Annotated in this window: 19 protein-coding genes; 8 read left to right on the top strand and 11 right to left on the bottom strand. The window is 59.6% G+C overall.

Translation table 11 applies throughout. The annotated features are described in order from the left end of the window. Nucleotides 1-355: 355 nt before the first annotated feature. The 6 genes from AC1D06_RS23400 to AC1D06_RS23425 are packed head-to-tail and all read left to right on the top strand — an operon-like array spanning nt 356 to nt 8,569. On the top strand, nt 356-2,050 hold the full coding sequence (locus AC1D06_RS23400; protein WP_477988191.1) for a type I secretion system permease/ATPase: 1,695 nt from the start codon (nt 356-358) through the stop codon (nt 2,048-2,050). Further along, nucleotides 2,050-3,432 carry an HlyD family type I secretion periplasmic adaptor subunit gene (locus AC1D06_RS23405; protein ID WP_477988192.1) on the top strand — a complete coding sequence of 461 codons (1,383 nt, stop codon included), beginning with the start codon at nt 2,050-2,052 and terminating at the stop codon, nt 3,430-3,432. The genes AC1D06_RS23400 and AC1D06_RS23405 overlap by 1 nt, the downstream gene beginning before the upstream one ends. Next, on the top strand, nt 3,422-5,515 hold the full coding sequence (locus tag AC1D06_RS23410; protein ID WP_477874980.1) for a glycosyltransferase family 2 protein: 2,094 nt from the start codon (nt 3,422-3,424) through the stop codon (nt 5,513-5,515). The genes AC1D06_RS23405 and AC1D06_RS23410 overlap by 11 nt, the downstream gene beginning before the upstream one ends. Further along, nucleotides 5,505-6,269: a class I SAM-dependent methyltransferase gene (locus AC1D06_RS23415; RefSeq protein ID WP_477874978.1), complete on the top strand. Its 765-nt coding sequence runs from the start codon at nt 5,505-5,507 to the stop codon at nt 6,267-6,269. The genes AC1D06_RS23410 and AC1D06_RS23415 overlap by 11 nt, the downstream gene beginning before the upstream one ends. 16 nt (nt 6,270-6,285) lie before the next feature. Continuing rightward, the gene (locus AC1D06_RS23420) at nt 6,286-7,521 is read left to right on the top strand and encodes a glycosyltransferase (protein WP_477988193.1); all 1,236 of its coding nucleotides are present in this window, start codon (nt 6,286-6,288) and stop codon (nt 7,519-7,521) included. A 22-nt stretch (nt 7,522-7,543) separates the two neighbouring features. Continuing rightward, nucleotides 7,544-8,569 carry a sulfotransferase family protein gene (locus tag AC1D06_RS23425; protein ID WP_477988194.1) on the top strand — a complete coding sequence of 342 codons (1,026 nt, stop codon included), beginning with the start codon at nt 7,544-7,546 and terminating at the stop codon, nt 8,567-8,569. Nucleotides 8,570-8,591: 22 nt separating this feature from the next. Here the strand turns inward: AC1D06_RS23425 and AC1D06_RS23430 are convergent, their stop codons facing one another. From AC1D06_RS23430 to AC1D06_RS23470, 9 genes are all read right to left on the bottom strand, one after another. Continuing rightward, nucleotides 8,592-9,812 carry a glycosyltransferase gene (locus AC1D06_RS23430; protein WP_477988196.1) on the bottom strand — a complete coding sequence of 407 codons (1,221 nt, stop codon included), beginning with the start codon at nt 9,810-9,812 and terminating at the stop codon, nt 8,592-8,594. Nucleotides 9,813-9,823: 11 nt separating this feature from the next. After that, the gene (locus AC1D06_RS23435) at nt 9,824-10,405 is read right to left on the bottom strand and encodes a hypothetical protein (protein ID WP_477988198.1); all 582 of its coding nucleotides are present in this window, start codon (nt 10,403-10,405) and stop codon (nt 9,824-9,826) included. 14 nt (nt 10,406-10,419) lie between these two features. Then, the gene (locus AC1D06_RS23440; RefSeq protein ID WP_477988200.1) at nt 10,420-11,223 is read right to left on the bottom strand and encodes an exodeoxyribonuclease III; all 804 of its coding nucleotides are present in this window, start codon (nt 11,221-11,223) and stop codon (nt 10,420-10,422) included. A 111-nt stretch (nt 11,224-11,334) separates the two neighbouring features. Beyond that, a complete protein-coding gene (locus AC1D06_RS23445; RefSeq protein ID WP_477874968.1) occupies nt 11,335-12,000 on the bottom strand; it encodes an outer membrane lipoprotein carrier protein LolA in 666 nt (221 codons plus the stop codon). A gap of 88 nt (nt 12,001-12,088) precedes the next feature. Further along, nucleotides 12,089-14,815, bottom strand: a complete 2,727-nt coding sequence (locus tag AC1D06_RS23450) for a DNA translocase FtsK (protein ID WP_477988202.1) — start codon at nt 14,813-14,815, stop codon at nt 12,089-12,091. A 137-nt stretch (nt 14,816-14,952) separates the two neighbouring features. Further along, on the bottom strand, nt 14,953-15,504 hold the full coding sequence (locus AC1D06_RS23455; RefSeq protein WP_477988203.1) for an N-acetyltransferase family protein: 552 nt from the start codon (nt 15,502-15,504) through the stop codon (nt 14,953-14,955). Between the two features lie 66 nt (nt 15,505-15,570). Next, nucleotides 15,571-16,350 (bottom strand): Bax inhibitor-1/YccA family protein, encoded by a 780-nt coding sequence (locus AC1D06_RS23460; protein ID WP_477874963.1) that lies wholly within the window; start codon nt 16,348-16,350, stop codon nt 15,571-15,573. A gap of 211 nt (nt 16,351-16,561) precedes the next feature. Then, a complete protein-coding gene (locus AC1D06_RS23465) occupies nt 16,562-19,120 on the bottom strand; it encodes an ABC transporter permease (RefSeq protein WP_477988204.1) in 2,559 nt (852 codons plus the stop codon). After that, nucleotides 19,117-19,797 (bottom strand): ABC transporter ATP-binding protein, encoded by a 681-nt coding sequence (locus tag AC1D06_RS23470; protein WP_477874959.1) that lies wholly within the window; start codon nt 19,795-19,797, stop codon nt 19,117-19,119. Before AC1D06_RS23470 ends, AC1D06_RS23465 begins: the two co-directional genes overlap by 4 nt. A 60-nt stretch (nt 19,798-19,857) precedes the next feature. On the opposite strand from AC1D06_RS23470, the gene AC1D06_RS23475 reads away from it, so the two are divergent. Both AC1D06_RS23475 and thpR read left to right on the top strand, forming a co-directional pair. Next, nucleotides 19,858-20,490 carry an arylesterase gene (locus AC1D06_RS23475; RefSeq protein ID WP_477988210.1) on the top strand — a complete coding sequence of 211 codons (633 nt, stop codon included), beginning with the start codon at nt 19,858-19,860 and terminating at the stop codon, nt 20,488-20,490. 99 nt (nt 20,491-20,589) lie between these two features. Further along, a complete protein-coding gene (gene thpR, locus AC1D06_RS23480; RefSeq protein ID WP_477874957.1) occupies nt 20,590-21,168 on the top strand; it encodes an RNA 2',3'-cyclic phosphodiesterase in 579 nt (192 codons plus the stop codon). Nucleotides 21,169-21,694: 526 nt separating this feature from the next. Here the strand turns inward: thpR and AC1D06_RS23485 are convergent. Together AC1D06_RS23485 and AC1D06_RS23490 are read right to left on the bottom strand one after the other, a co-directional pair. After that, nucleotides 21,695-22,189, bottom strand: a complete 495-nt coding sequence (locus AC1D06_RS23485) for a nuclear transport factor 2 family protein (protein ID WP_477988211.1) — start codon at nt 22,187-22,189, stop codon at nt 21,695-21,697. Further along, nucleotides 22,176-22,408, bottom strand: a 233-nt coding sequence (locus AC1D06_RS23490; protein WP_477988205.1) for a transposase, incomplete at its 5' end; no start/stop codon positions are given. The genes AC1D06_RS23485 and AC1D06_RS23490, both read right to left, overlap by 14 nt.

Here is a 22,408-nt window from a genome sequence, read left to right on the forward strand (position 1 = left end):
CTCACTGATTGTTAGTAAATGGACCGTAAACGCTCAAACGCATGTTTGTGTTGAAACAAAAGACTTTTCAGCCGTGTGTTGAATCGGGCACAGTGAACGCAAATTATCAGGCAGCCTCAAACGACGAGAAACTGTCCGATGCATTCAATTACAGCCCTATCCGACATAACACGCCAAACGACTGCATATTCTAAAATTTCAATTTTCGATTGAGTAAATTGTCCATCACGCACAAACAGCATTGATACCGAAAGCGCAGCGACTTATAACGACGGAAAATACAATCGACGATGGACTGATGACCGAAGAGCGTAATAGCCCGATATTCTTGCTGCAGTCCGCACGGAAGCTGTTCTTGCGTGGCTTCATTTTTGCGGGGTTCATCAGCTTCTTCCTGAACTTTACGACGCTGATCTCGCCGATTTTCATGATCCAGGTCTATCAGCGCGCGATCCCGGCCAAGAGCTACGATACGCTCGTCGGCCTGCTTGTAATCGGTGTCTTCGTCGTCATCCTCTATGGCGTCCTCGACTATATCCGCTCCTGGACCTATGGCGTCATCGCCTACGGCATGGCGCAAAAACTCAATCTGCCGGCGCTGCAGGCGGGCGTGCTGAAATCCATCGAAGGCGGCGTCAATGAGGGCGGCGCCGTGATACGCGATATCGCGGAACTCAGGCAATTCGTCGCAGGGCATTCGATGTCGGCGCCGCTCGACGCGACCTGTGCCGTCATTTTCCTTGTCGCAGCGTTTTTTATCGATCCACTCTATCTGTTGGTCGCTCTAGCGTTCATCGCGGTCATGGTGGTGCTCAACATCGTCAACGACCGCCTGACGCGGCACTCGCTGCAGGCGGCCAATGCGAGCCAGCAGCGCCATCTGCAGGAGGTGGCGAATTCCTTCCGGCATGCCGAAGCCATCGAGGCGATGGGCATGCTGCCGGCGCTCGTCCGGACATGGCGCCGCTCGCAAGCCGAGACGCTGGAATATTCCAGGACAGCCGATGAGCGTGTCCATATCGTGCTCTCGATCACCAAGTCTTTCTCGAAGAGCCTGCAGATCATCACCGTGGCAGTCGGGGCCTATCTGGTAATTTCCAATCAGATGAGCTCAAGCCTGCTGTTTGCGGGCATGGTACTGACCAGTCAGGCGGTCAGCCCATTCGCAAATATGATCGAGGCGTACAATTCCTGGGTCAAGGCTGCTCAGTCCTGGGGCCGGATCAAGAAACTGGTCGAAACCGAAGGCTCCGGACGACAGACGATGCCAGCGCCCGTCGGCGACGGCGATCTCGTGGTCGACGACCTCTATTATCTCCCCGAAGGCTACAGGATTCCGATCCTGCGTGGTATCAGCTTCTCCCTGTCGCCTGGCGAAATTCTAGGTATAGCTGGCCCGTCGGGCGYCGGCAAATCGACGCTCGCCCGCTGCCTGACCGGCATTATCAAGCCGACGGCCGGCGGCGTCTATCTCGATGGCCATTCAACTTATCTTTGGGAACGTGGCTCGTTCGGCAAGGCCGTCGGCTATCTGCCGCAGACGCTTTCCATCATCGACGGAACGATCCGGCAGACCATATCCCGCATGGAGGATAGCGATCCGAGAGATGTCATTCGCGCCGCCCAGGCTGCGGGAATCCACGAAATGATCGGCCGCCTGCCGCATGGCTACGACACGCCGGTGCAGGAGGGTATGCACATGTTGTCCGGCGGTCAATTGCAGCGCCTGGCCCTGGCGCGTGCCCTTTACGGCGAGCCCAAGTTTCTCATCCTTGATGAGCCGAACTCCAATCTCGACAATATTGGCGAGCAGGCGCTCATCCTCGCGATCGAGCAGGCACGCGCACGCGGTGCCATTATCATCATGATCGCGCACCGGCCTTCTGTGATGGCCGTGGCCGACAAGATGATGGTCATCGAAGATGGCATGGTGAAGCAATTCGGCGCACGCACCGAGGTTATCGAAATGATTTCTCCCGAGGCCCGCGCCGCCAGCGATGCGCGCCGCAAAAAGGCGATCCGGGTGGTCTCGAATGAGGGAGAGGCCTGATGCCTGCTTCCATCACTCTGCAACCCTCGGAATATCAACACACTGCCGCCGGCGCGCTCAGCGACTGGGATGCTGTCCTCCGTGAGGAGTCGGAAGCCACGGCCTCGTTGTTCGCGCCGATGATGGTGGGGATCATTACCCTGGTAATCGGCATCGGTGGCTTCTTCGTCTGGGCCGCAAATACCAACGTCGCACAAGCCTCCATGGCGCAGGCCCGGGTGATTGTTGAGAGCAGCACCAAGACGGTGACGCATCTCGAAGGCGGGACGCTGAAGGCAGTTCTCGTCGACGAAGGCGCCAAGGTCAAGCAGGGGGAACTGCTCGCGACGTTGGACGTAACGCGCAGTCAAGCAGCGGTGATCCAGCTGCGTCAACAATTGCTGGTCCTGGACATCCGGTTGGCCCGGCTGCTCGCGGAAAAGGACGAGAGTCCCAAACTCTCCTATGACAAGCCTCTCCCCGACGGCGTTGATCCCACAACCGCAGCTCAACTCATCAGCACTGAGGCTAAGCTGTTCCAGGAGCGCAGAAGCCAGTTCCGCGACCAGCTTGGAACGGATCGGTCGCTGATAGATCAGATAGACAGTCAAACTGCAGCCCTCGTGGCCCGGCGCAAGGCGTCGGCCGAGCAGGCGACTATCATCCATCGCGACTACGACTCGCTGGCGAAGCTTGAGCGCCAGCAACTCGTGACCACAAGTGCGTTGAACGAAAAGAAACTCCTGTTGATGGACATCGAGGCGCGGATCGCGGAGTCCGATGCCGGGATCGCCGAAAGCCGGCAACGTCGCAGCCAGGCTGAATTGTCATTGTCGAATCGCCGCACGGACTATTTTCGTATAATTTCCGAGGCGATCCAACAGGCCCAGGCGGATATGGCGCGTGCGCGTCAGGATTTGATTTCCGCGGAAGACGTCGTTACCAAATCGGAAATCCGCGCACCACAGGACGGCGTCGTAGCCAACATCAAGGTCCGTACGCCCGGATCGGCCGTCATTGGTGGCCAGCCAATCCTCGATATCGTGCCAGACAACCAGCCCATGGTCATCGAAGGACGCATTCTGTCGGTGGATATAGACGCGGTCCATGTCGGCGAGAAAACCGAAATCCGACTCGGAACATTTGGCAGCCAGCAATTGCTCCCCCTCATTGGCCACGTGACCTATGTCGCTGCCGATAGCATCCCGGATGAAAAAACGGGCGAAGGCGGCTATCCTATTCGGGTCAGGATCGATGACGGCGAACTGGCGAAACAGCCCAACCTGTTTCTCTATCCCGGCATGACGGCCAATATCTCGATCATCAATGGCAATCGCACCGCCTTGGCTTATCTGGCCATGCCGATATTAAGAAGCTTCCACAGAGCTTTCCGTGAGCAGTAACGCGTCAGTGTCCCCCGATTCCGACTGGATACCGCTCTGCCGCATAGGCGAGCGGATTTTTCTGTCGGCGGCCGATGACGCGGGCCGCCGCGTCGCAGCGATCGCCCATGCCGCGACCCGACAGATGGAAATCACCGTCGGCGAAACCACGCTTAGGCTGCACCAGCTTCCGCAAGGCGATATAGGCTTCGCCCCGGAGGACCTGCCTGACCTCAACGAATTTATCGACGCCGTCGTCGCGGACCCAGCCGAGCAGTTTGCCGTACTCAAAGCGCTTTTTGGCACCATAATGCTGACCTTTCCACTGCGTGCCGATGCAATCTTCATGTCTATTGCCACGGCGCTTGCCGAGCAATTCGGTCAGGCCGCGGGGATGGTGCATTTCGACATTGTCGAAGGCTTCGACACAGCGCTTGCCGTCATTCCGCCACGCTCCGGCTTTCACGAGCAGGATCTGCTCGTCTCGCTCTCAGCGGAGCGGCTATCCCTCGGACGCATCGGACCGATTCGGCAATTTCTTGCTCGCGGCAATCCTCAGCAACGCCTGACGACGATCTCCTTTTCCGGCGCGATTGCGGAAGGCCGATACCTGTTCATCGGACGTGACCGCTTGATGGTCATCGACGTGAACGTGCGGCGGCATACTGATCTTCAAGCCTTTCATGCCGAATGTGTTCGCCGCGACCCGGATTTGCTTTCGCTGCTGACGGAGAGCGATGACGAGGCTGCCGTGTTCCTCAATCGTCTCGGACGGCAGGACGTTCCCCGCCCGATGCTCGACGAGCCATTGCTTGGCCTGCATTTCGCTCTGGAGGATGTGATTCCCCTGGCGAATGGCCTCTTCGTGCACGGCTGGCTCCATGATCCAGACCAATATATTTCCGAGATCGTCGCCGTCGATCACAGCCTGGAAACATCAGGAATTTCCTCATCCTGGAAACTTTTCGAGGCCGAAGCGAACCTTTGGGGCAAGGATCGTCCGGCCAAGCGTTTCGTTTGCTTCATGCCGCGGCAAGCCGATGCCCGGCCGATCGACAATGTCGCGGTTCGCGTCGTTCTCACCAATGGTGAGAACCATTTGCTGAGCGCTGCGACTGCCCCACAGGAGCTCGTCGGTCAACGCCTGCGTATCCTGCGCGGCATTGCCGGTCATGCCTTCACCACAGAATTACTGGAAACCGTGTTCATGCCGGCGCTGGCGCCGATCCAGAAGGCGCTCATTGACCGGCAATCCGTTCGTGAAGTTCGGGACTATGGGAAGAGGTCCAGCCGCGCGGTATCGCTGATCATCCCACTTTATCGCGAGATCGGCTTTTTCCGTTCGCAGCTGATGGCGTTCTCCGTCGATCCCTATATGCGAGCCAATTGCGAGATCGTCTACGTGCTCGACGATCCCGTGCTCGGCCAAGAGGTCGCCTCGCTGCTCGAAGGCTATGCGCTCACTTATCCGCTCGATCTGCGGCTTGTCATGCTGGAGCGTAATGGCGGCTATGCCCTGGCCAACAATATGGGCGTCAGTCAGGCTAAAGGCGACGTGATCGTGCTGATGAATTCCGATGTCATCCCGGCGCATGCCGGCTGGCTGGAAAAAGCACAGGAAAAACTCGCGACATTGCCTGATTTCTCCGTGATCGGGCCGAAACTCGTCTATGCCGACGGGAGCCTGCAGCATGCGGGCATGTATTTCTACCAGCTATCGACCGGCTTCTGGCAGAACTTTCACTTCTGGAAGGGTTATGGCGCTAATTTCGCCCCAGCCAATCGTGAAGGCGTCGTGCCTGCGGTGACTGGCGCCTGCATGGTCATCCGAAAGGCCGACTATCTGGCAGTCGACGGCTTCACCAGCGATTATGTGATCGGCGATTATGAAGACAGTGACCTCTGCCTCAAATTGCGCGATCGGGGCGGCCTGCCCTACTATCTGCCGTCGATCGTGCTGCATCATTTCGAGCGGCAATCCATGCCGAACAGCAACGATCAAGATCTCGGATCGACCGTCTATAATCGAGCGCTGCATACATTGAGGTGGAATGACCATATCGTCGAAGCCAACAAAGCCATGGATTTCACCCGTGTTGAATGAACGTCTCGAACAGGCTCTTGCCGGTCTGAGGGCGAGCGCCGTGCCGGTGCCGAACGAAGAGGAGATCTTCGTCGGACGCGGGCCCTATCTCGATATATCGGCAGAGTTTCTGCGTTACTTCGTCACCGTTGGCGGGCTTGAACCGCATCACACCGTGCTCGACGTCGGCAGCGGCATCGGCCGCATCAGCGCCAGCCTCAGCCTGTTTCTCGATCCCGAGAAAGGCCGCTATATCGGCTTCGACCCGGTCATCGAAGGTGTTGAATGGTGCCGCAAGGCCTACGCCGGCCAACCGAACTTTCGTTTCGAATGGGCCGATCTCTATAACGAACTCTACCGGCCGGAAGGGACGATCCTATCGACCGAGTTCACCTTTCCCGTCGAAGACAAGAGCATCGACTTCGCCATTCTGACCTCGGTCTTCACCCATCTCTACGAGCCCGAAATCGCCGCCTATCTCGACGAGCTTGCCCGTGTGGTGAAGCCGACGGGCCGGATTTTCGCAACCGCCTTCCTCTACGACGGCACCATCCCTTTCCAGTCCGAGTTGCCACATCTCCACTTCGACAAACAGGATGTGCGCAATCCCAACCGCTGGCATGTCGAGGGCTATCCGCCGCTGGCTGCCGTCTGCTATTCAGGGAACTACTTTGCCGATCTGATCCAGGGAGCCACGGGCCGCAAAGCCGATATCCGCAAGGGGCAATGGCGCGGCGGCCCCGGCCCCTGGAGCCAGGATCTGATTCTGATATGAGCCGTAGGGAGGACATGTGACGCCGCCGCGTATATTGCAGGTCGCCCACAACCATCCGCGCTTCCATCCCGGCGGCACGGAAATGACCGCGCTTGCGCTGCACCGCCAGGCATTGGCTTCCGGACTGGACAGCTGGTATCTCGGCGCGCTCGACGCCGACCAGACCCTGCCCAATCTCGGCACCCAGATGATCGCGCTTTCCGACGACCAGCGCGAAGCAGCGCTCTTCAGCGAGGGATTCAGCAGCTTTGCGCTGTCGCAGCTCGATCAGTTCGGCTTCCTGCGCGAATTCCAGGACTATCTGAAGGCGATCCGGCCCGATGTGGTGCACATGCACCATATCCTGAATTTCGGCCTGGAATCTTTCCATGCGATCCGCAACGCGCTTCCAAAAGCCCGGATCGTGCTGACGCTGCATGATTATTACCTGATCTGCGCCAATCACGGCCAACTCTATAAGCATGAGACGCGTCAGCGCTGCCCTGGCCCAACGCTTATCGAATGCCTGAAGTGCTTTCCCGAAAAGCGCGCCAATGATTTTGCCATGCGCATTCTCGATGTCGGCAATGCGCTGAGCCTATGCGACCGGATCGTCTCCCCCTCGCACTTCCTCAAGCAAAAGTTCGAGCACTACATAAGATTGCCGCATCCGATCGAGGTGATCGAAAACGGCTATATCGGCGACGCCGACATATCGCTGGCGCCACCAACAGGCACAGGCCCGCTGACCTTCGGCTATTTCGGCAATATTTCCGCGGTGAAGGGCCTGTCCGACCTGCTCGACGCTGCCGATATCCTGGCAAGGCGCGACATGGATTTCCGCCTCCATGTGCATGGCTCACAGCTCTTCGAAGACAATGTGCTGTTCGACCGCATTCAGGCCGCCAGGACGACGCTCGGCGACCGTATCCAGCGCTTTGGTCATTATCTGCCGGAGGACATGCCGCGCCACCTGCAGTCGATCGACTGTCTCGCCTTTCCCTCCGTCTGGTGGGAGAATGCGCCGTTGGTGATCTACGAGGCTTTGCATCACGGCCGCCAGGTCGTCTGTTATCCGCATGGTGGTGCACCGGAAATCCTCGGCCGCTACGGCATGGGCGTCCTCGCAGAGCGATCCGATCCGATGGCGCTCGCCGAGGCCATGGCGCGCATCATCGTCGAACCGAGCCTCGCTGACGCCAGGCCCAGCCGACCAATTCCGACCCGGACCGATCTGCTCAAGCATTACCTCGCTTTTTACGGCAATGCCTGAAGCGATGTGTGGGGAGCGACTATTGGACGAGCGACTGAACCTTGCCCCGAACCTTCAACGCGCCAGCAGCCGGGTTATGGCGCCGCTTGGCCAGGACGGTTTTCAATCCCGCTATCCCAGACTCGCCGCGATCCCGCTGCATCTTCCTGCCGGCGAGCCGAACACACCAACGCCTGAACAGCTCTTTCTCACGCTCCGCGAGGACGTTTCCGATCGACGCGATCCAGTCGATGGGTTCATGATGCAGGGCGTTCGCCTTGATTTGCAGGTTGCCGACACGCTTACGGATTTGACCTATCTGGATGACCGAACTGAGGCTGGGGTCGCAGTCCGGGCTGCAATTGCGAAAACCATGCATCTGCCCTTCGCCGATGCCAATTCGCTTTGTCACCTCTCAAATCGGCACAAATATCTCTATGTCGAGACACCGAAAGTGGCCTGCACCGCGATCAAGCACAGACTGCAGACCGCCGAGATCGACGGCGCGCTGGTTTTCCGCAATTACGGAGACGAGCATTTTCCAGAGCTTTCGCCGCTCATGACGCCGCTCGACAGCCCCGATCTCTTTCTTCAGGCGCTACAAGCCGACGACTGGTTCCGCTTCACCTTCGTGCGCAATCCTTTCACGCGCGTTCTGTCGTGCTATCTCGACAAGATCGTCGCCTCCGAACCGGAGCGGCGAAGACTGCTACCTGAACTCGGTCTCGATCCGTCGGTGACCCCGACCTTCAAAACCTTCCTAAGAGCCATCGCCGAGCAAAAGGAAGACGCGCGCGACGCACACTGGGCACCACAAGCCTGGCTCACGCAACCCGATGCCGTCAGCTATCATTTCATCGGCAGGCTCGAACAGTTCGAAACTGACTTCCGCTATGTCTGCGAACGATTGGCCATCCCAACGAATATCGCTRCCGTCCGGCATTCGACCGATGCCGGCGACAAGCTCGCTGCATATTATGGTCCGAAGGAAATCCGCTTGGCACAGTTGATCTATGCGGAGGATTTTCTGCGCTTTGGCTATGACAGCCGCAGCTTGCCGACAGGATAGTCCGTTTCAGCCGGCCACCAGTCTATCCGAGCTGCATAAGCCGGTTTATCAAATTCTCATGCCGCTCTATTGCTATCTCAGCCGACCAGCGTTCGACGATGGTCTGGCGGGCCGACCTCCGCATTGCCTCTATCGCTGGGCCGCCGGCGAGAGCGATTTCGATCCTCGATGCGATCGCATCGGGGTCAAAAAAACCAGCCAGCAGCCCATTTTCTTCATCCGTGACGAATTCCCGGACCGGCGCAGTGTCCGAACCAACCACGGCACAGCCTGTCGATAATGCCTCGAACGCCGACCACGAGAGCACGAAAGGTACCGTCAGATAGACATGCGCCGCCGATACTTGCAGCACTTTGCGGTAATCCCCGTAAGGTAGCGCGCCGGTGAAATGCGTCCGAGCCGGATCGATCTTCGCCTCCGCCATGACAGCATGGAAGTGTTCCTCCGACCCCGGATTCGAAGCATAATAAACCTGTCGATCGCCGACGATGACTGCTTCGACATCCGGATCGCGTGCTTGCACTTTCGCCAGCGCCTCCATGAACGGCTTGAAGCCGCGGAACGGATCGGCGCCACGCGCAACATAGGTGACCACCCTGTCGCTGGCGCGCAAGATCCTGCCACCTGGCAGGGCAAACTGCGCTGTTGAATCAGGCCGGAAGAGGCTCGTGTCCACCCCATCCGGCACGATCTGGATCGCTTCACGCATATGCGCCGGAAATTGCGCGCGCTGCCATTCGGTGGGTGAGATCATGAGATCAGCGCGCATCAGGTCGGCAAGCACCGGAATATTCATGAGGCTGGTCATGAAGCGCGAGGCAAAGGGCTGCTCGCCCGTGAGGAATTCCGTGCTGTCAGCGTTGTTATTGTAAAACCATTCGCAATATTTGACGAATTTGGCCTGTGGAAAGACGTCGTGGAGAAAGGCGCCCGTTCCCCAGCCTGTATGGCTGTAGACCAGATCCGGCTCCCAACCCTGAGCTTTCAAATCCTCCGCCTCGATGCAGACGCTCGCCGCCTCGCGAATAAACTCCTCGGTATCGTGGAGCACATGGTCGGGATCGCGATCCGGCTTCACCTGACGGCCATATTCCAGCGCCTTGATCCCGTCGATCGGCGTCATCGAACGGCCGTCCTTGATGCCGCGATGTAGGGCGATCACGTCATGCCCAGCCGCCAGATAATGCTTGGCCATGCGCTGGAACTGGCCGGGGAAATAATGGTGGACGAACAGGATACGCATTCGCGGCGCACCTAAAACAGGCCGAAACGCTTCTTGCCCTTTTTCTTGTGCTCATCCATCAGTTGTCGCAGCATTTCGTCGATCCTGACGATGAACACCTCGGTCGAGTCGAGCCGCGATTCGAGCTTGATGAGCCTCTCGGCCAAATCCATTGGAAGTTCCGTTGGCGAGGCTGCCTTTGTCGCATCGGACTCCAGCGCCTCGCAACGCTTCTTCAGCGCATCGATTTCCTCTCTGAATCCAGTCAGCGCCTCTCCGTACTGTTCGGCATAGGCCGAGAACATCTCGTCGAAGCGGCGATCGTCATTGGTGGCGACCGGCAGCGGAATCTCGCCGGCCCTCTGTGATTGTGCAACGATCATCAGGCCCTGGAACGAGGTGACATCCTGCGGCGCGGCGATCTCGAAGGCATGGTCGCCACCACCGACGCCACCCTCCCTGAGATCGCGCCGCTCCACATTGGCGACACCGGTGGCGATCACCTTCGCCCCACGCGTGATCCGGATCACCAGATGTTCGTCCGGCTGATCCTCATTGAAAGCCCAACCGTAGAACTTGCCGTTCTGTAACTCGTCGACGCGGCCCATCAGCATGTCTTATTTCCCTGTCAGAATTCCAGCCTGGCAATGACCGGCACATGGTCGGACGGCTTGTCCCAACCCCGCGCCTCCTTGAGGATCTCGATTGATCTGAGATGCTGCCCAAGGTCCTGCGATGACCAGATATGGTCGAGCCTGCGGCCTTTGTCGGCAAGCTCCCAATTGGCGGAACGGTAGCTCCACCACGTATAGAGTTTTTGCGGCTCGGGCATGAATTGCCGCATCAGGTCGAGCCAGTTGCCGCGCGCGATCACCTGCTTGAGGCCATCGGTTTCCACCGGCGTATGGCTGACGATTTTCAGCAGCTGCTTGTGCGACCAGACATCGTTTTCGAGCGGCGCGATATTGAGGTCCCCAACAAGCAGAGTCGACACACCCGCCTCCGCCTCGGAATGAGCCGCCTTCATCTCCTCGATGAAATCGAGTTTGTGGGCGAATTTCGGATTGATCGCCGGGTCGGGCTCATCGCCACCGGCCGGCACATAGAAATTGTGCAACCGGATCGTCCGCGATCCGACCGTGAACCTGCCCGATACGTGCCGCGCATGCCCGACATTGCCGTGGTCGCGGTAATCCAGGTCACTGAGCGGGATCTTCGACAGGATGGCGACGCCATGGTATCCCTTCTGGCCGTTGATCGCCTGGTGCGCGTAACCCAGCGCCTTGAGCGGCTCGGCCGGGAATTGCTCGTTGGTGCACTTGGTTTCCTGGAGGCAGAGAATGTCGGGGGCATAGGCGTCCAGGAACTTCTCAACGATCGGCATCCGCAATCGGACGGAATTGATGTTCCAGGTGGCAAGCGTAAACAGCATGAAATACTCCGGCAGGCAATTTGCGCCGGACATTAGCAACTATTTCATGGGGTTATAAGCCAAATATGCACGCGTTCGTGCGGGTCTGGACGATTCTCCACAGAGCCTCGATCAGTGAGCCCCGCCCTGGTGCTGCTTCTGCACTTCGTCATAGGGGACGCGGAAGACCTTCTCGTCGAATTTCTGTCCGGTCTGGATATTGAAGATCATCACTGACGTATCCTTGCCCTGGTTGTCAGTGATCGTCCACTGGCGCAGGTCATAGGACTTGGGGTCGAACATCATGGTGATCGTCGAATCGGCGAACACCGATTTATCGCCGAGCTTGATGGTGATCAGGTCCGGCTCTTCCTTGACGTCGCGTACCATCTTGCCGCCAAGGTCGATCTTGTCGGAGAGCAGCAGCGCCAACGGCGTCTTGGACAGCGGATAGATGTCCCAGGTCTTGAGCTTGAGATTGCCGATCACGACCGAGCGTCCATCGGAAATGACTCGCATCGGCGAGGGCGTTTCATAGTTGAAGCGGATCTTGCCGGGCCGTTCCAGAAAGAACTTGCCGCCAGTCTGTTCGCCGCGCGGACCGAACTGCACGAATTCACCCGACATAGTCCGTACCGAAGAGAAATGGTCGGCAATCTTCTGGGCCACTGGCGAGGCTTCGGCAAAGGCCAGATCGACCGGCACCATAGCCGTCAGGAGCGCAGCCAACATGCCACCAAGCACGACGCGGCGCGAAAGCATCAGGCCATTGCTGTTTTCAGCATCAATTCGAACCATTCGGGTCTCCATATCCGTCGTTCCATTTGCAAGGAAACTGGGGCGCCTTCAAGGCGTTCCATCAGCGATGAGGCATATCGGCCGACGCTCAGCGCGCCAGCACGTCCTCTTCGGTTGGCACCAGAATCTCGCGTTTTCCGGCGTGATTGGCAGGGCCGACAATGCCCTCCTTCTCCATCCGCTCGATGATCGAGGCAGCGCGATTATAGCCTATACCCAACCGGCGCTGGATATAGGATGTCGAAGCCTTGCCGTCGCGCAGCACGACCGAGACTGCCTGGTCATAGGGATCTTCGGAATCGGCCAGGTTGGACGTGCCGGCCGGGCCGCTGCCACGCTCGTCATCATCCTCATCGTCTTCGTCTGCGGTGATCGCGTCGAGATATTGCGGCGCGCCCTGGGTCTTGAGGAAGGCGACGATATCTTCGACCTCATTGTCGGAGACGAATGGGCCGTGGACGCGCTGGATGCGCCCGCCGCCGGCCATATAGAGCATATCGCCCATACCGAGCAGTTGCTCCGCGCCCTGCTCGCCCAGAATGGTGCGGCTGTCGATCTTCGACGTCACCTGGAAGGAGATGCGGGTGGGGAAATTGGCCTTGATCGTACCGGTGATGACATCGACCGACGGACGCTGCGTCGCCATGATCACGTGGATGCCGGCGGCGCGGGCCATCTGCGCCAGGCGCTGCACCGCGCCTTCGATATCCTTGCCTGCAACCATCATCAGGTCGGCCATTTCGTCGATGATCACGACGATATAGGGCAGCGGCGCGAGATCGAACTCCTCGCTCTCGTAAATCGCCTCGCCCGTCTGCCGGTCGAAGCCGGTCTGCACGGTGCGGGTGATGACCTCGCCCTTCTCCATCGCCTGGCTGACGCGGGCATTGAAGCCGTCGATATTGCGGACGCCGATCTTCGACATCTTCTTGTAGCGTTCTTCCATCTCGCGGACGGTCCATTTGAGCGCCACGACCGCCTTCTTGGGATCGGTTACGACAGGCGACAGGAGATGCGGAATGCCGTCATAGACGGAGAGTTCCAGCATTTTCGGGTCGATCATGATCAGCCGGCACTGTTCCGGGGTCATGCGGTAGAGCAGCGACAGGATCATCGTGTTGATCGCCACCGATTTACCGGAACCGGTCGTGCCGGCGACGAGCAGGTGCGGCATCTTGGCGAGATCGGCGATCACGGGTTCGCCGCCGATCGTCTTGCCGAGCGCCACGGCCAGCCTGGCCTTGGTGCCATCGAAATCCCGCGACGCAAACATTTCCCGCAGCGCCACCATTTCACGCGACTTGTTCGGCAGTTCGATGCCTATCGCGTTGCGGCCCGGCACGACGGCAACGCGGGCGGCGATCGCGCTCATCGAGCGGGCGATGTCGTCGGCCAGGCCGATGACGCGCGAGGATTTGATCCCGGGCGCAGGCTCCAGCTCGTAGAGTGTGACGACCGGGCCGGGGCGGACATGGATGATATTGCCCTTGACGCCGAAGTCGTCGAGCACGCCTTCGAGGATGCGGGCATTCTGCTCCAGAGCATCATTGGAAAGGCTGGCGTCACGGGCCGCAACTTTCGGCTCGGCCAGGAGCTCGATCGGCGGCAGGTCGAAACCGTCACGCGACGGGGGGGCCGGGGTTCGGCTCATCGCCGCGGCCACTTTCGGCTTGGCAGGCATCGGTGCCGGCTGCGCCGGGCGGGCGGGCTGCGGGGCGGCAGCGCGGGGAGCAGCACCAACACGCTGCGGGGCTCGCACGTCCGGCGTCACCTGCCAGTCGCCATCCTCGTCGTCATCATCGGACAGGAGACCGGCCGGGCGATGCCGGTCGAGTTCGATCGGTGCGCCATCGTCGTCATCGAGATCCGGGTCCATGTGCGGCGCGGAAATGATGCGCCGAAGCGGCGACATCTTCTGCGTCTCTTTCGACGCGAACATCGAAGGCTCGACCCGGCCGCTGTCCCGCGCTTCCGCAGCATGCGGCATCAGGCCGAATTCCTCGTCGTTGAGATCGTAGGGCTGCTCGAATTCGCGGCGCATGGGCTTTTTCGGCACGCCGGTCAGGCGGCGAAGCCGCGCCTGCGCCGCGTACCAATAATGACCAAAATAGCCTTGAAGGAAGGCAAAGGGCGAATCGCGCTCCTCTTCCTCGACCGGTGGTTCGACAGGCTGAACCGGCTTGGCCTGCCGCATCGGCATGACCGCCGCACCGACCTTCTTCTCGGGCCGCACGGGCTTTTCGGTGTTGAGCAGATTGGCGGCAAAGGCGAGCAGCCAGAGCGCCGGAAGGGCGCAGACAGCGCCGATGATCATCGCGGGGATGCCGCTCGGATAGTGCCCAAGAAAAAGCGCCGGGAATTTCAATACGAGATCGCCGAACACGCCGCCCAGCCCGTTCGGGATAGGCCAGGTCGTTGGGGGCTCGACGCAGGAAAGCGCAGCAGCGGCCAATACCGAACCGCCGAACCAGGCGGCTGCGCGCGACAACGGCCGGTAGACCGGGACGTTGATGATCATCATCAGCGACCAGGCGAAGACCGGCAGCAGCGCCATCACGGCGGCCAGCCCGAAGAACTGCATCATCAGGTCGGCAAAATAGGCACCACCAGTGCCAAGTATGTTCGACGGCGGGTGCGATGTAGCGTTGGAATAGCTCGGATCCAGCACGTTCCAGGTCGACAGCGCCGCGACCGCAAGCCCCAGCATGCCGATCAACGCAATCCCGCCGATCGCCTTGGCCTGACGCCAGACGAAGGAAAGGATGATCAAGCGAAGGGAGCGGCCGTGATAGTCCGCCGGAATGCTTTTCGCCATAAATTCGACCCGCCACAAAATCGAAGAATCACTGCCGCAACCGAGAAAAAGCGGCCATGCTGCGCAGATTAATGGCGAGGGGTTAAGCGAGCATTAACCATGCCCACGCCGCGGACCAATGACGCAAATTTGGTCGCTCAGATCACCTTGCGCAGATTCGGCTCTTCACCGGGAATGGTCTCGTCGCCTTCCCCCAGGTCGATCTGCATCAGCACGGTGTCGACCCATTTGCCGAACTTGAAACCCGACGACGGAAGCCGGCCGACATGTTTGAAACCGGCATCTTCATGCAAGGCGATCGAAGCCGCGCCCGCACCGCCGATCACGGCGATCATCTGGCGGATGCCAAGGCTCGCGGTTCGGCTCATCAGCGCGTCAAGCAGGGTGCGGCCGACGCCGAGGCCACGTGAATCCGCTGCCACATAGATCGAATCCTCGGCAAGATAGCGGTAGGCGGCGCGCGTACGAAACGGCGAGGCATAGGCATAACCCAAAATCCTGCCGCTCTCGTCCTCGGCGATCAGATAGGGATAGTTTTGCCCGGTAATGGTGGTGAAGCGCACGGTCATTTCGAGTTCGGTCGGCGGATCGAGCTCATAGGTGCCGATGCCGTTCAGGACGGACTCGCGATAGATTTCGGTGACGACCGGCAGGTCGGAGGGGATGGCGTCGCGGACACGAATCTGCATGGGCTACTCCGGATATGAAAAGGGCGGCCTGACGCCGCCCTTTGGTATCTAGGCTCCGAGCCTGTCTTAGTTCCGGTTGCCCATGAAGCGCAACAGGAAAAGGAACAGGTTGATGAAGTCCATGTAAAGGTTCAGCGCACCCATGATGGCCTTCTTCTGCATGACTTCGAAACCGTCGGATTCGAAATACATTTCCTTGATCCGCTGTGTGTCCCAAGCGGTCAGGCCGGCGAAGACCAGAACGCCGATCGACGAGACGGCGAAGTCGATGGCCGGCGACTTCAGGAAGAAGTTGACCAACTGGGCAATGATCAGGCCGAACAGCCCCATGATCAAGAACGAACCGATCGGCGACAGGTCACGCTTGGTCGTGTAGCCGTAGAGCGATAGTGCGCCGAAGGAGGCAGCGGTCACCGCAAAGGTCTTGACGATCGAGGCATCGGTATAAACGAGGAAGATGCTCGACAGCGAAGCACCGACCAGTCCCGCATAGGCCCAGAAGGTGAGTTGAGCCGTAAAGACACTCATACGCTCAATCGCGAAGGAGAGCAGAAATACCAACGCCACCGGGGCGAACAAGATCACCCATTTCAAGGGGCTTGCATAGATGGCGTAACCAAAGGAGGTTAGATTCACATGGCCATAAGCGGCGACGGCGGATTGGGCGTCGGGTGCAACCGCAGCTCCCGCGAAGGCAAAGGCAACGAGACCCGTCAGCGCCACGCCGAGCGCCATCAGGTTGTAAACCTTGAGCATGTAGGAGCGAAGGCCCTGGTCAATGCCGGCATCGGTGCGACCGACGGCCGGATTGCTCGATCGAGCTTGGAAGTCTCTGATGTCAGACATAAGTCCCTCTAACAAAGCTCCGGTTTCAAGAGAATGTCACGGTACCGGACCATAGGCCACCCATGGCGGTCATCGCCCGTGTGCCGCTGCGGAGCTCCAGCAAGCATATAGAGAATATGGGACGGCTTTCAATTCGAAGCAAGGGGGTTACGATGACAAAACGGTCATGTTTTGCCCCCCATGATTGAAATCCTAGTCGACACTACCAAATTCAAAGCTCGCGCAGGATCGGCGCCGCTTTCTGCCCCAGCACCGACCATGTTCCGATCAGGCCCGTGCCGGCCGTCACCAAAAGCGCGATGACGAGCGTCGACAGCGCCGTGCCCGGCAGGAAGGTGAAGGGGAACTCCATGATCTCGGTGACCACATACCAGGATGCGGCRGTGGCAGCGATCAACGCGAAGACCGAAGCGGAGAGCGCCAGCAGGAAATATTCGTAAAGATAGGCGCGCATCAGCATCGTGCGCCGGGCGCCCAGCGTTTTGAGCACGACGGCATCGTGGATGCGGGCACGGTTACCCGCCGCGATCGCGCCTGAAAGCACGAGAACGGAAACCACAAGCGCGATCGAGGCGGCAGCGCGCACGGCTACGGCAAGCTGCGCCACCAGGTCCGCGGCGATGTCCAGCGCATCCTTGACCCGGATCGAGGTCACGGCCGGATAGGCATCGGTGACCTTCTTCATCACAGCCTGCTCGACTGTATTGCTGGCGCCGGGGTCGGTGAGCGTCGCCAGCCAGGCATGCGGCGCCCCGCGGAACGTGTTGGGCGAGAAGACCATGACGAAATTGATCGACATCGATCGCCATTCGACCTCGCGCAGATTGGCGATCCGGACGATGATATTGCGGCCGAGCACGTTGACGGTCACGGTGTCACCGACCTTGAGGCCGAGTTGATGGCCTTCCTCGGCGGAGAAGGATACCAGCGGCTCGCCGCTATAGTCCTTCGGCCACCATTTGCCTTCCGCCAGCTTGGAATTTTCCGGCACCGCGTCGGCATAGGTGATGCCGCGGTCGCCCTGCAGCACCCAGCGCGCCTCCTGCGGCACGGTCTTCTTCGTCACATCGACATTGTTGAAGGCGAGAATGCGGCCGCGCAGCATCGGCACTTCCTCGATCTTGCCGCCCGGCGCGGTGGCCTGCACCAGCGAGCGGAAACCGTCGACATCACGGCTCTGGATATCGATGAAAAAGAAGTTCGGCGCCTTCTCGCTCATCGCACCGACGAGATTGCCGCGCAAATTGCCCTCGACCAGTGCCAGCGCGGCAAGCAGAGTCAGCCCAAGCCCAAGCGACAGCACGACCGACGCCGTCAACGCGCCCGGCCGATGGATATTGCCGATGGCGAGCCTCAGCGCTGGCGACGTGACTTTCGGAGCCCGCCGCGCAATCGCCGACACGCCGTAGGCCACCAACCGCAGCACGATGAAGGCCCCGGCCGTGGCCAGCAGGAAGCTCGAAGCAATGAACTTGTCCTCGGATGAGACGATCGCCAGCGCCGCGATCATGGCAAGCACGATGGCCGCGGCGGCATAGTAGCGCCACGGCACCCGGCGCCAACCGTCATAGCTCTGCGAACGGAAGAGTTCGCTTGCCCGCACCAGCCGCGCCCGTCCGAGCGGCAGGATGGAAAATGCGATCGTCGTCAACAAGCCAAAGGCGGCAGCGACGGCAAGCGCCTTGGGGTAGAAGGGGAACCCGGACGGAATGGGAAGGAAATCCTTGAGGAAATAGCCTGCCACCGGCGTGATCACTGCACCGAGGACCAGCCCCGCAAGGATGGCGATTGCGGCGATCGAGATGATCTGGATCATATAGATGGTGGCGATCAGGTGCCCCGGCGCGCCAAGGCTCTTGAACGTGGCGATCACCTGCCGCTTCTGGTCGAGAAAGGCATTGACGGCATTGGCGACGCCGACCCCGCCGGCGGCCAGCGCCGCCAGCCCCACCAGTGTCAGAAACTCCGAGAAACGACGAATATTGTCCGACAGCGCCGGCGCCGCATTGCCGGCGCCGCGGATTGCCCAGCCGGCCTCGGGGAATTTTGCGTCGGCTTCCTTGCGGATCGCCTTGAGCTTGCGCGAGGGATCGTCGAGCTTGACGCGGTAGTCATGTTCGACAAGGCTGCCTGGTTGGATAAGACCGGTCTTGAAAAGAGCTTCGCGGGAAATCATCAGCCGTGGTGCGAACAGAAAGCCTTCCGAGAGTTGATCGGGCTCGTTCACCACCGTGCCGCGAATGGCGAAGGTCAAATCACCAACAAGGATCGTGTCGCCGACCTTGATGCCCAATCGATCCAGCAGCGACGGCTGGACCACCGCGCCATAGACGCCATTTTGCGGTTGGAGCAGGTCGGATAGCGACCTGTTGGGATCCGCGGCAAAGCGGCCGAAGAGCGGATAGGCATTGTCGACCGCCTTCAGTTCGGCCAGTGCCTGGTTCTGCTTGTCGCCGCGCCGGACCATGGAGCGGAGATTGCTCGACACGGACACCTGGCCAAGGCTCTTGAGATAGGCCAGTTCGTCGGCATTGGCTTCGCGGTGTTTCAGATCGAATCGGATGTCGGCGGCGAGGATTTCCTTGCCGCGCGAGGTGATCGCATCGGTCATCGACCGCGCCACCGAATTCACCCCGGCAATTGCCGCCGTCCCCAGCAAGATGCAGAGCATGAAGATGTAGAAACCGCGCAAGCCGCCGCGCATCTCGCGCAGGGCAAGACGGAGGGCGAGCGGCAGGCTGGCGAGAAAAGTGTGTGCCGAGACCATCATGCACCGGGATCGATGATCTCGCCGGAGCGGATGCGGATTTGACGGTCGCAACGCGCGGCAAGCGTCGCATCATGCGTGACGAGCAGCAGTGTCATGCCGCGCTCGGCCTGCTCGGAGAACAAGAGGTCCGCAATCTGCTTGCCGGTTTCCGTGTCGAGATTGCCGGTGGGCTCGTCGGCGATCAGCAGTTTTGGCGCGGGCGCCAACGCCCGCGCGATTGCCACCCGCTGCTGCTCGCCGCCGGAAAGCTGGCCGGGATAGTGCTCAAGCCGTTCGCCGAGACCGACCGCCTGCAATTCTCGCCGCGCGATGGCGAAGGCATCGCGATCGCCGGCGAGTTCCAGCGGCACGGCAACATTTTCCAGCGCCGTCATGTTGGGAATGAGGTGAAACGATTGAAAGACGATGCCGATATTGCGGCCGCGAAAGGCGGCCAGCGTGTCCTCGTCGGCATTGTGCAACGGTTCGCCGGAAATGACGATCTCGCCGGCGTCGAGCCGTTCGAGGCCGGCCAGGACCATCAGCAGCGTCGATTTGCCGGAGCCGGACGGACCGGTAATGCCGTTGGACGTCGCTTTTTCGATGGAAAGATTGAGTTTCTTCAGGACATGCACGGCATTGGCCGCGGCGCCGAGCGTGAGGTCGGCATTTTTGAGCTCGATTATGGTTTCACCCACACCTTCGGTTCCTATATTCAAATTCAAGCCACGCCCCGGAGCGAACTTAGGAGAGGCCGCATGACATTTAAAGTTCTCGCAGGCGCAATAATGGCGGCCGCGCTGTTTTTAATGGCAACTGCGGCCGAAGCGAGGACGCTCACCCTCGTCGGCTTCGGTGATTCTCTGATGGCAGGCTATGAACTCGCCCCCGAGGAAGCCTTTCCCGCCCGGCTCGAAAAGCTGATGAAGGACAAGGGTTACGACGTGGCGATCACCAATGCCGGCGTCTCCGGCGACACCAGCGCCGACGGGCTGGCACGCATCGACTGGTCTGTGCCGGATGGCACCGACGGCGTGATCCTCGAGCTCGGCGCCAACGACGCACTGCGCGGCCTCTCGCCGGCGGACACGCGCAAGAATCTCGAGGCCGCCATTCAGCGCCTGCAGGAGCGAAAAATCCCAGTTCTGCTGGTCGGTATCCTCGCGCCGCCGAACATGGGCAGGGATTACGAGAAAGCATTCAACCCGATTTATAAGGACCTCGCAGCCAAGTACAACCTGCCGCTCTATCCGTTTTTTCTTGATGGTGTCGTGTTGAAGACTGATTCGCAGCTCAAGGACGGGATGCATCCAAACGCCGAGGGAACGAAAATCATGGCGGCAAAATTCCTTTCGACCGCCGAAGCTTTCGTGAAAATGATCAAAATGTGAATTTTTTGTGCGTTACTTCAGAATTACGATTTTGTCGTTGCGCCATCGGCGAATCGATGATTCGTTAGTCAAGTAGATTTTATTCGAGGAGGCTCGTTTATGCCGAGATTGTTCACCGCCCTCGAAATCCCGCAAAGTGCAGCGATGAGTCTGTCACTCCTGCGGGGCGGCGTACCGGGTGCCCGCTGGATCGACAGGGAGAGTTTTCACATCACCCTGCGGTTCATCGGCGACATCGATCACCGCACGGCCGATGAGGTCATAGCTGGGTTCGACAGGGTCCGCCGGCAGCAATTCGACATAAAACTCTCCTCCACTGGCGTCTTTGGCAGCAAGAAACCGCACAGCATCTGGGCCGGCGTGCAGCCCACCGCCCCTTTGATGGCACTGCAGTCCGATCTCGAACGCATCTGCCAGCGCATCGGCCTGCCGGCGGAAAGCCGCAAGTTCACTCCGCATGTGACGCTGGCGCGGTTGAAGAATGCGCGCATCGACGACGTCATGCACTATCTCTCCGGACGCGGCGATTTCTCCGCCGGCCCGTTCACGGTCTCGCGCTTCGTGCTGATGTCGTCGCGCGACTCGGTCGGCGGCGGCCCCTATGTGGTGGAGGAAGCCTATCCGCTCGACGTGCCGCTGACGCCAAAATCCTTCGCTGTCAGCGAATTGAGGCCCTAAGGGCATGACCGCTTTGGTCCACTACGTATTGGCGATCTTTGCGAGTGTCATAGGCTTTACTGCAGAGTAGTGCTTGTCTGGCTGGTGAGAAGAACTGGAACCTGGGTGCAATCGCCAACTTGGCCGGTTGTCACGATAGAGCGCTGGGGACGATCGAACATACCGGCAGCATTTGGGTTTTGGTCTTCCTTCCATCTCTGGGATGTCGCGGTGCCGAACCTTGGATTCCTTTCCAACGTCCACCCGTTGGTGGATGCGAACTATGGCCCCGTCGATCAATAGGTACTTCCTTTCCCGGTCGGCCTAGAGTGTGTCGAAGACACGCTCCCTTATTCCGGCACGGCACCAGTGGCCGAAACGCCGATGGACCTTTTCCATTTGCCGCAACGCTCCGGCAGGTCAAGCTCAACAACGATCACGAAGGCTTTTGAGCCGAGCTTGGCTGAGGAGAGATGCCACTCAGTCTCGGCCGTCAAATAACAGGATGTCGTCTACGCCGGCGGTTTCCGCTTGGCCTTTGCTTACTTTACATCCCAGGAACGAACATCGGGTTGCCGCTTTTCGTTTGGGCGGCGGGGACTTCCTCTTGAAGCACATCCCAGTGCTCGACGATCTTGCCTTTTTCAACGCGGAACATATCGACCGCGATCATCGGTTTGGGCCCAAAACCTGTGTATCGGCCGCGCACCATAACAATATTGCTATAGGCGGCAACCGCACCCATTTCATATTTGAAGCCGGGCGGTGGGTTAGACGCAAATCCTTGGATGACCTCCCTGCCGCTGGGGAACATGGGGTTGTGCTGGATATATTTTGGGCTCCAGTATTTGTCGACAACCGCCGGATCATGATCGATGAAAAGACCGGTAACAGCCTTTATGACCAGTTCCCTGTTTTCAGCAGGACCTGCTTGTGCCGCGCCTGTGAGGCCTATGACGATCGCGTCTCTGGGAGTGGTGTAGCTCGGCTCKGTGATCGCCGTGCTTTCCGGCTGAGCCGGGAATGGGTCAGCGAGCCGCAGCGGGYAGGCTGATTAACGGATCATCGCTCATTTGTGCGATGGTCTCAAGGGTCATGTAACGGGATCGCTGAACAGCCCATTCGTCGTTCTGTTCGAGCAGCAGTGCACCGACGAGCCTGACGATGGCATCGTCGTTGGGGAAGATGCCGACGACGTCGGTGCGGCGCTTGATCTCGCCGTTGAGGCGTTCGATGGGATTGCTGCTGTGAAGCTTGGTCC

The sequence above is a fragment of the Rhizobium sp. P2_G2 genome, from assembly GCF_056403555.1.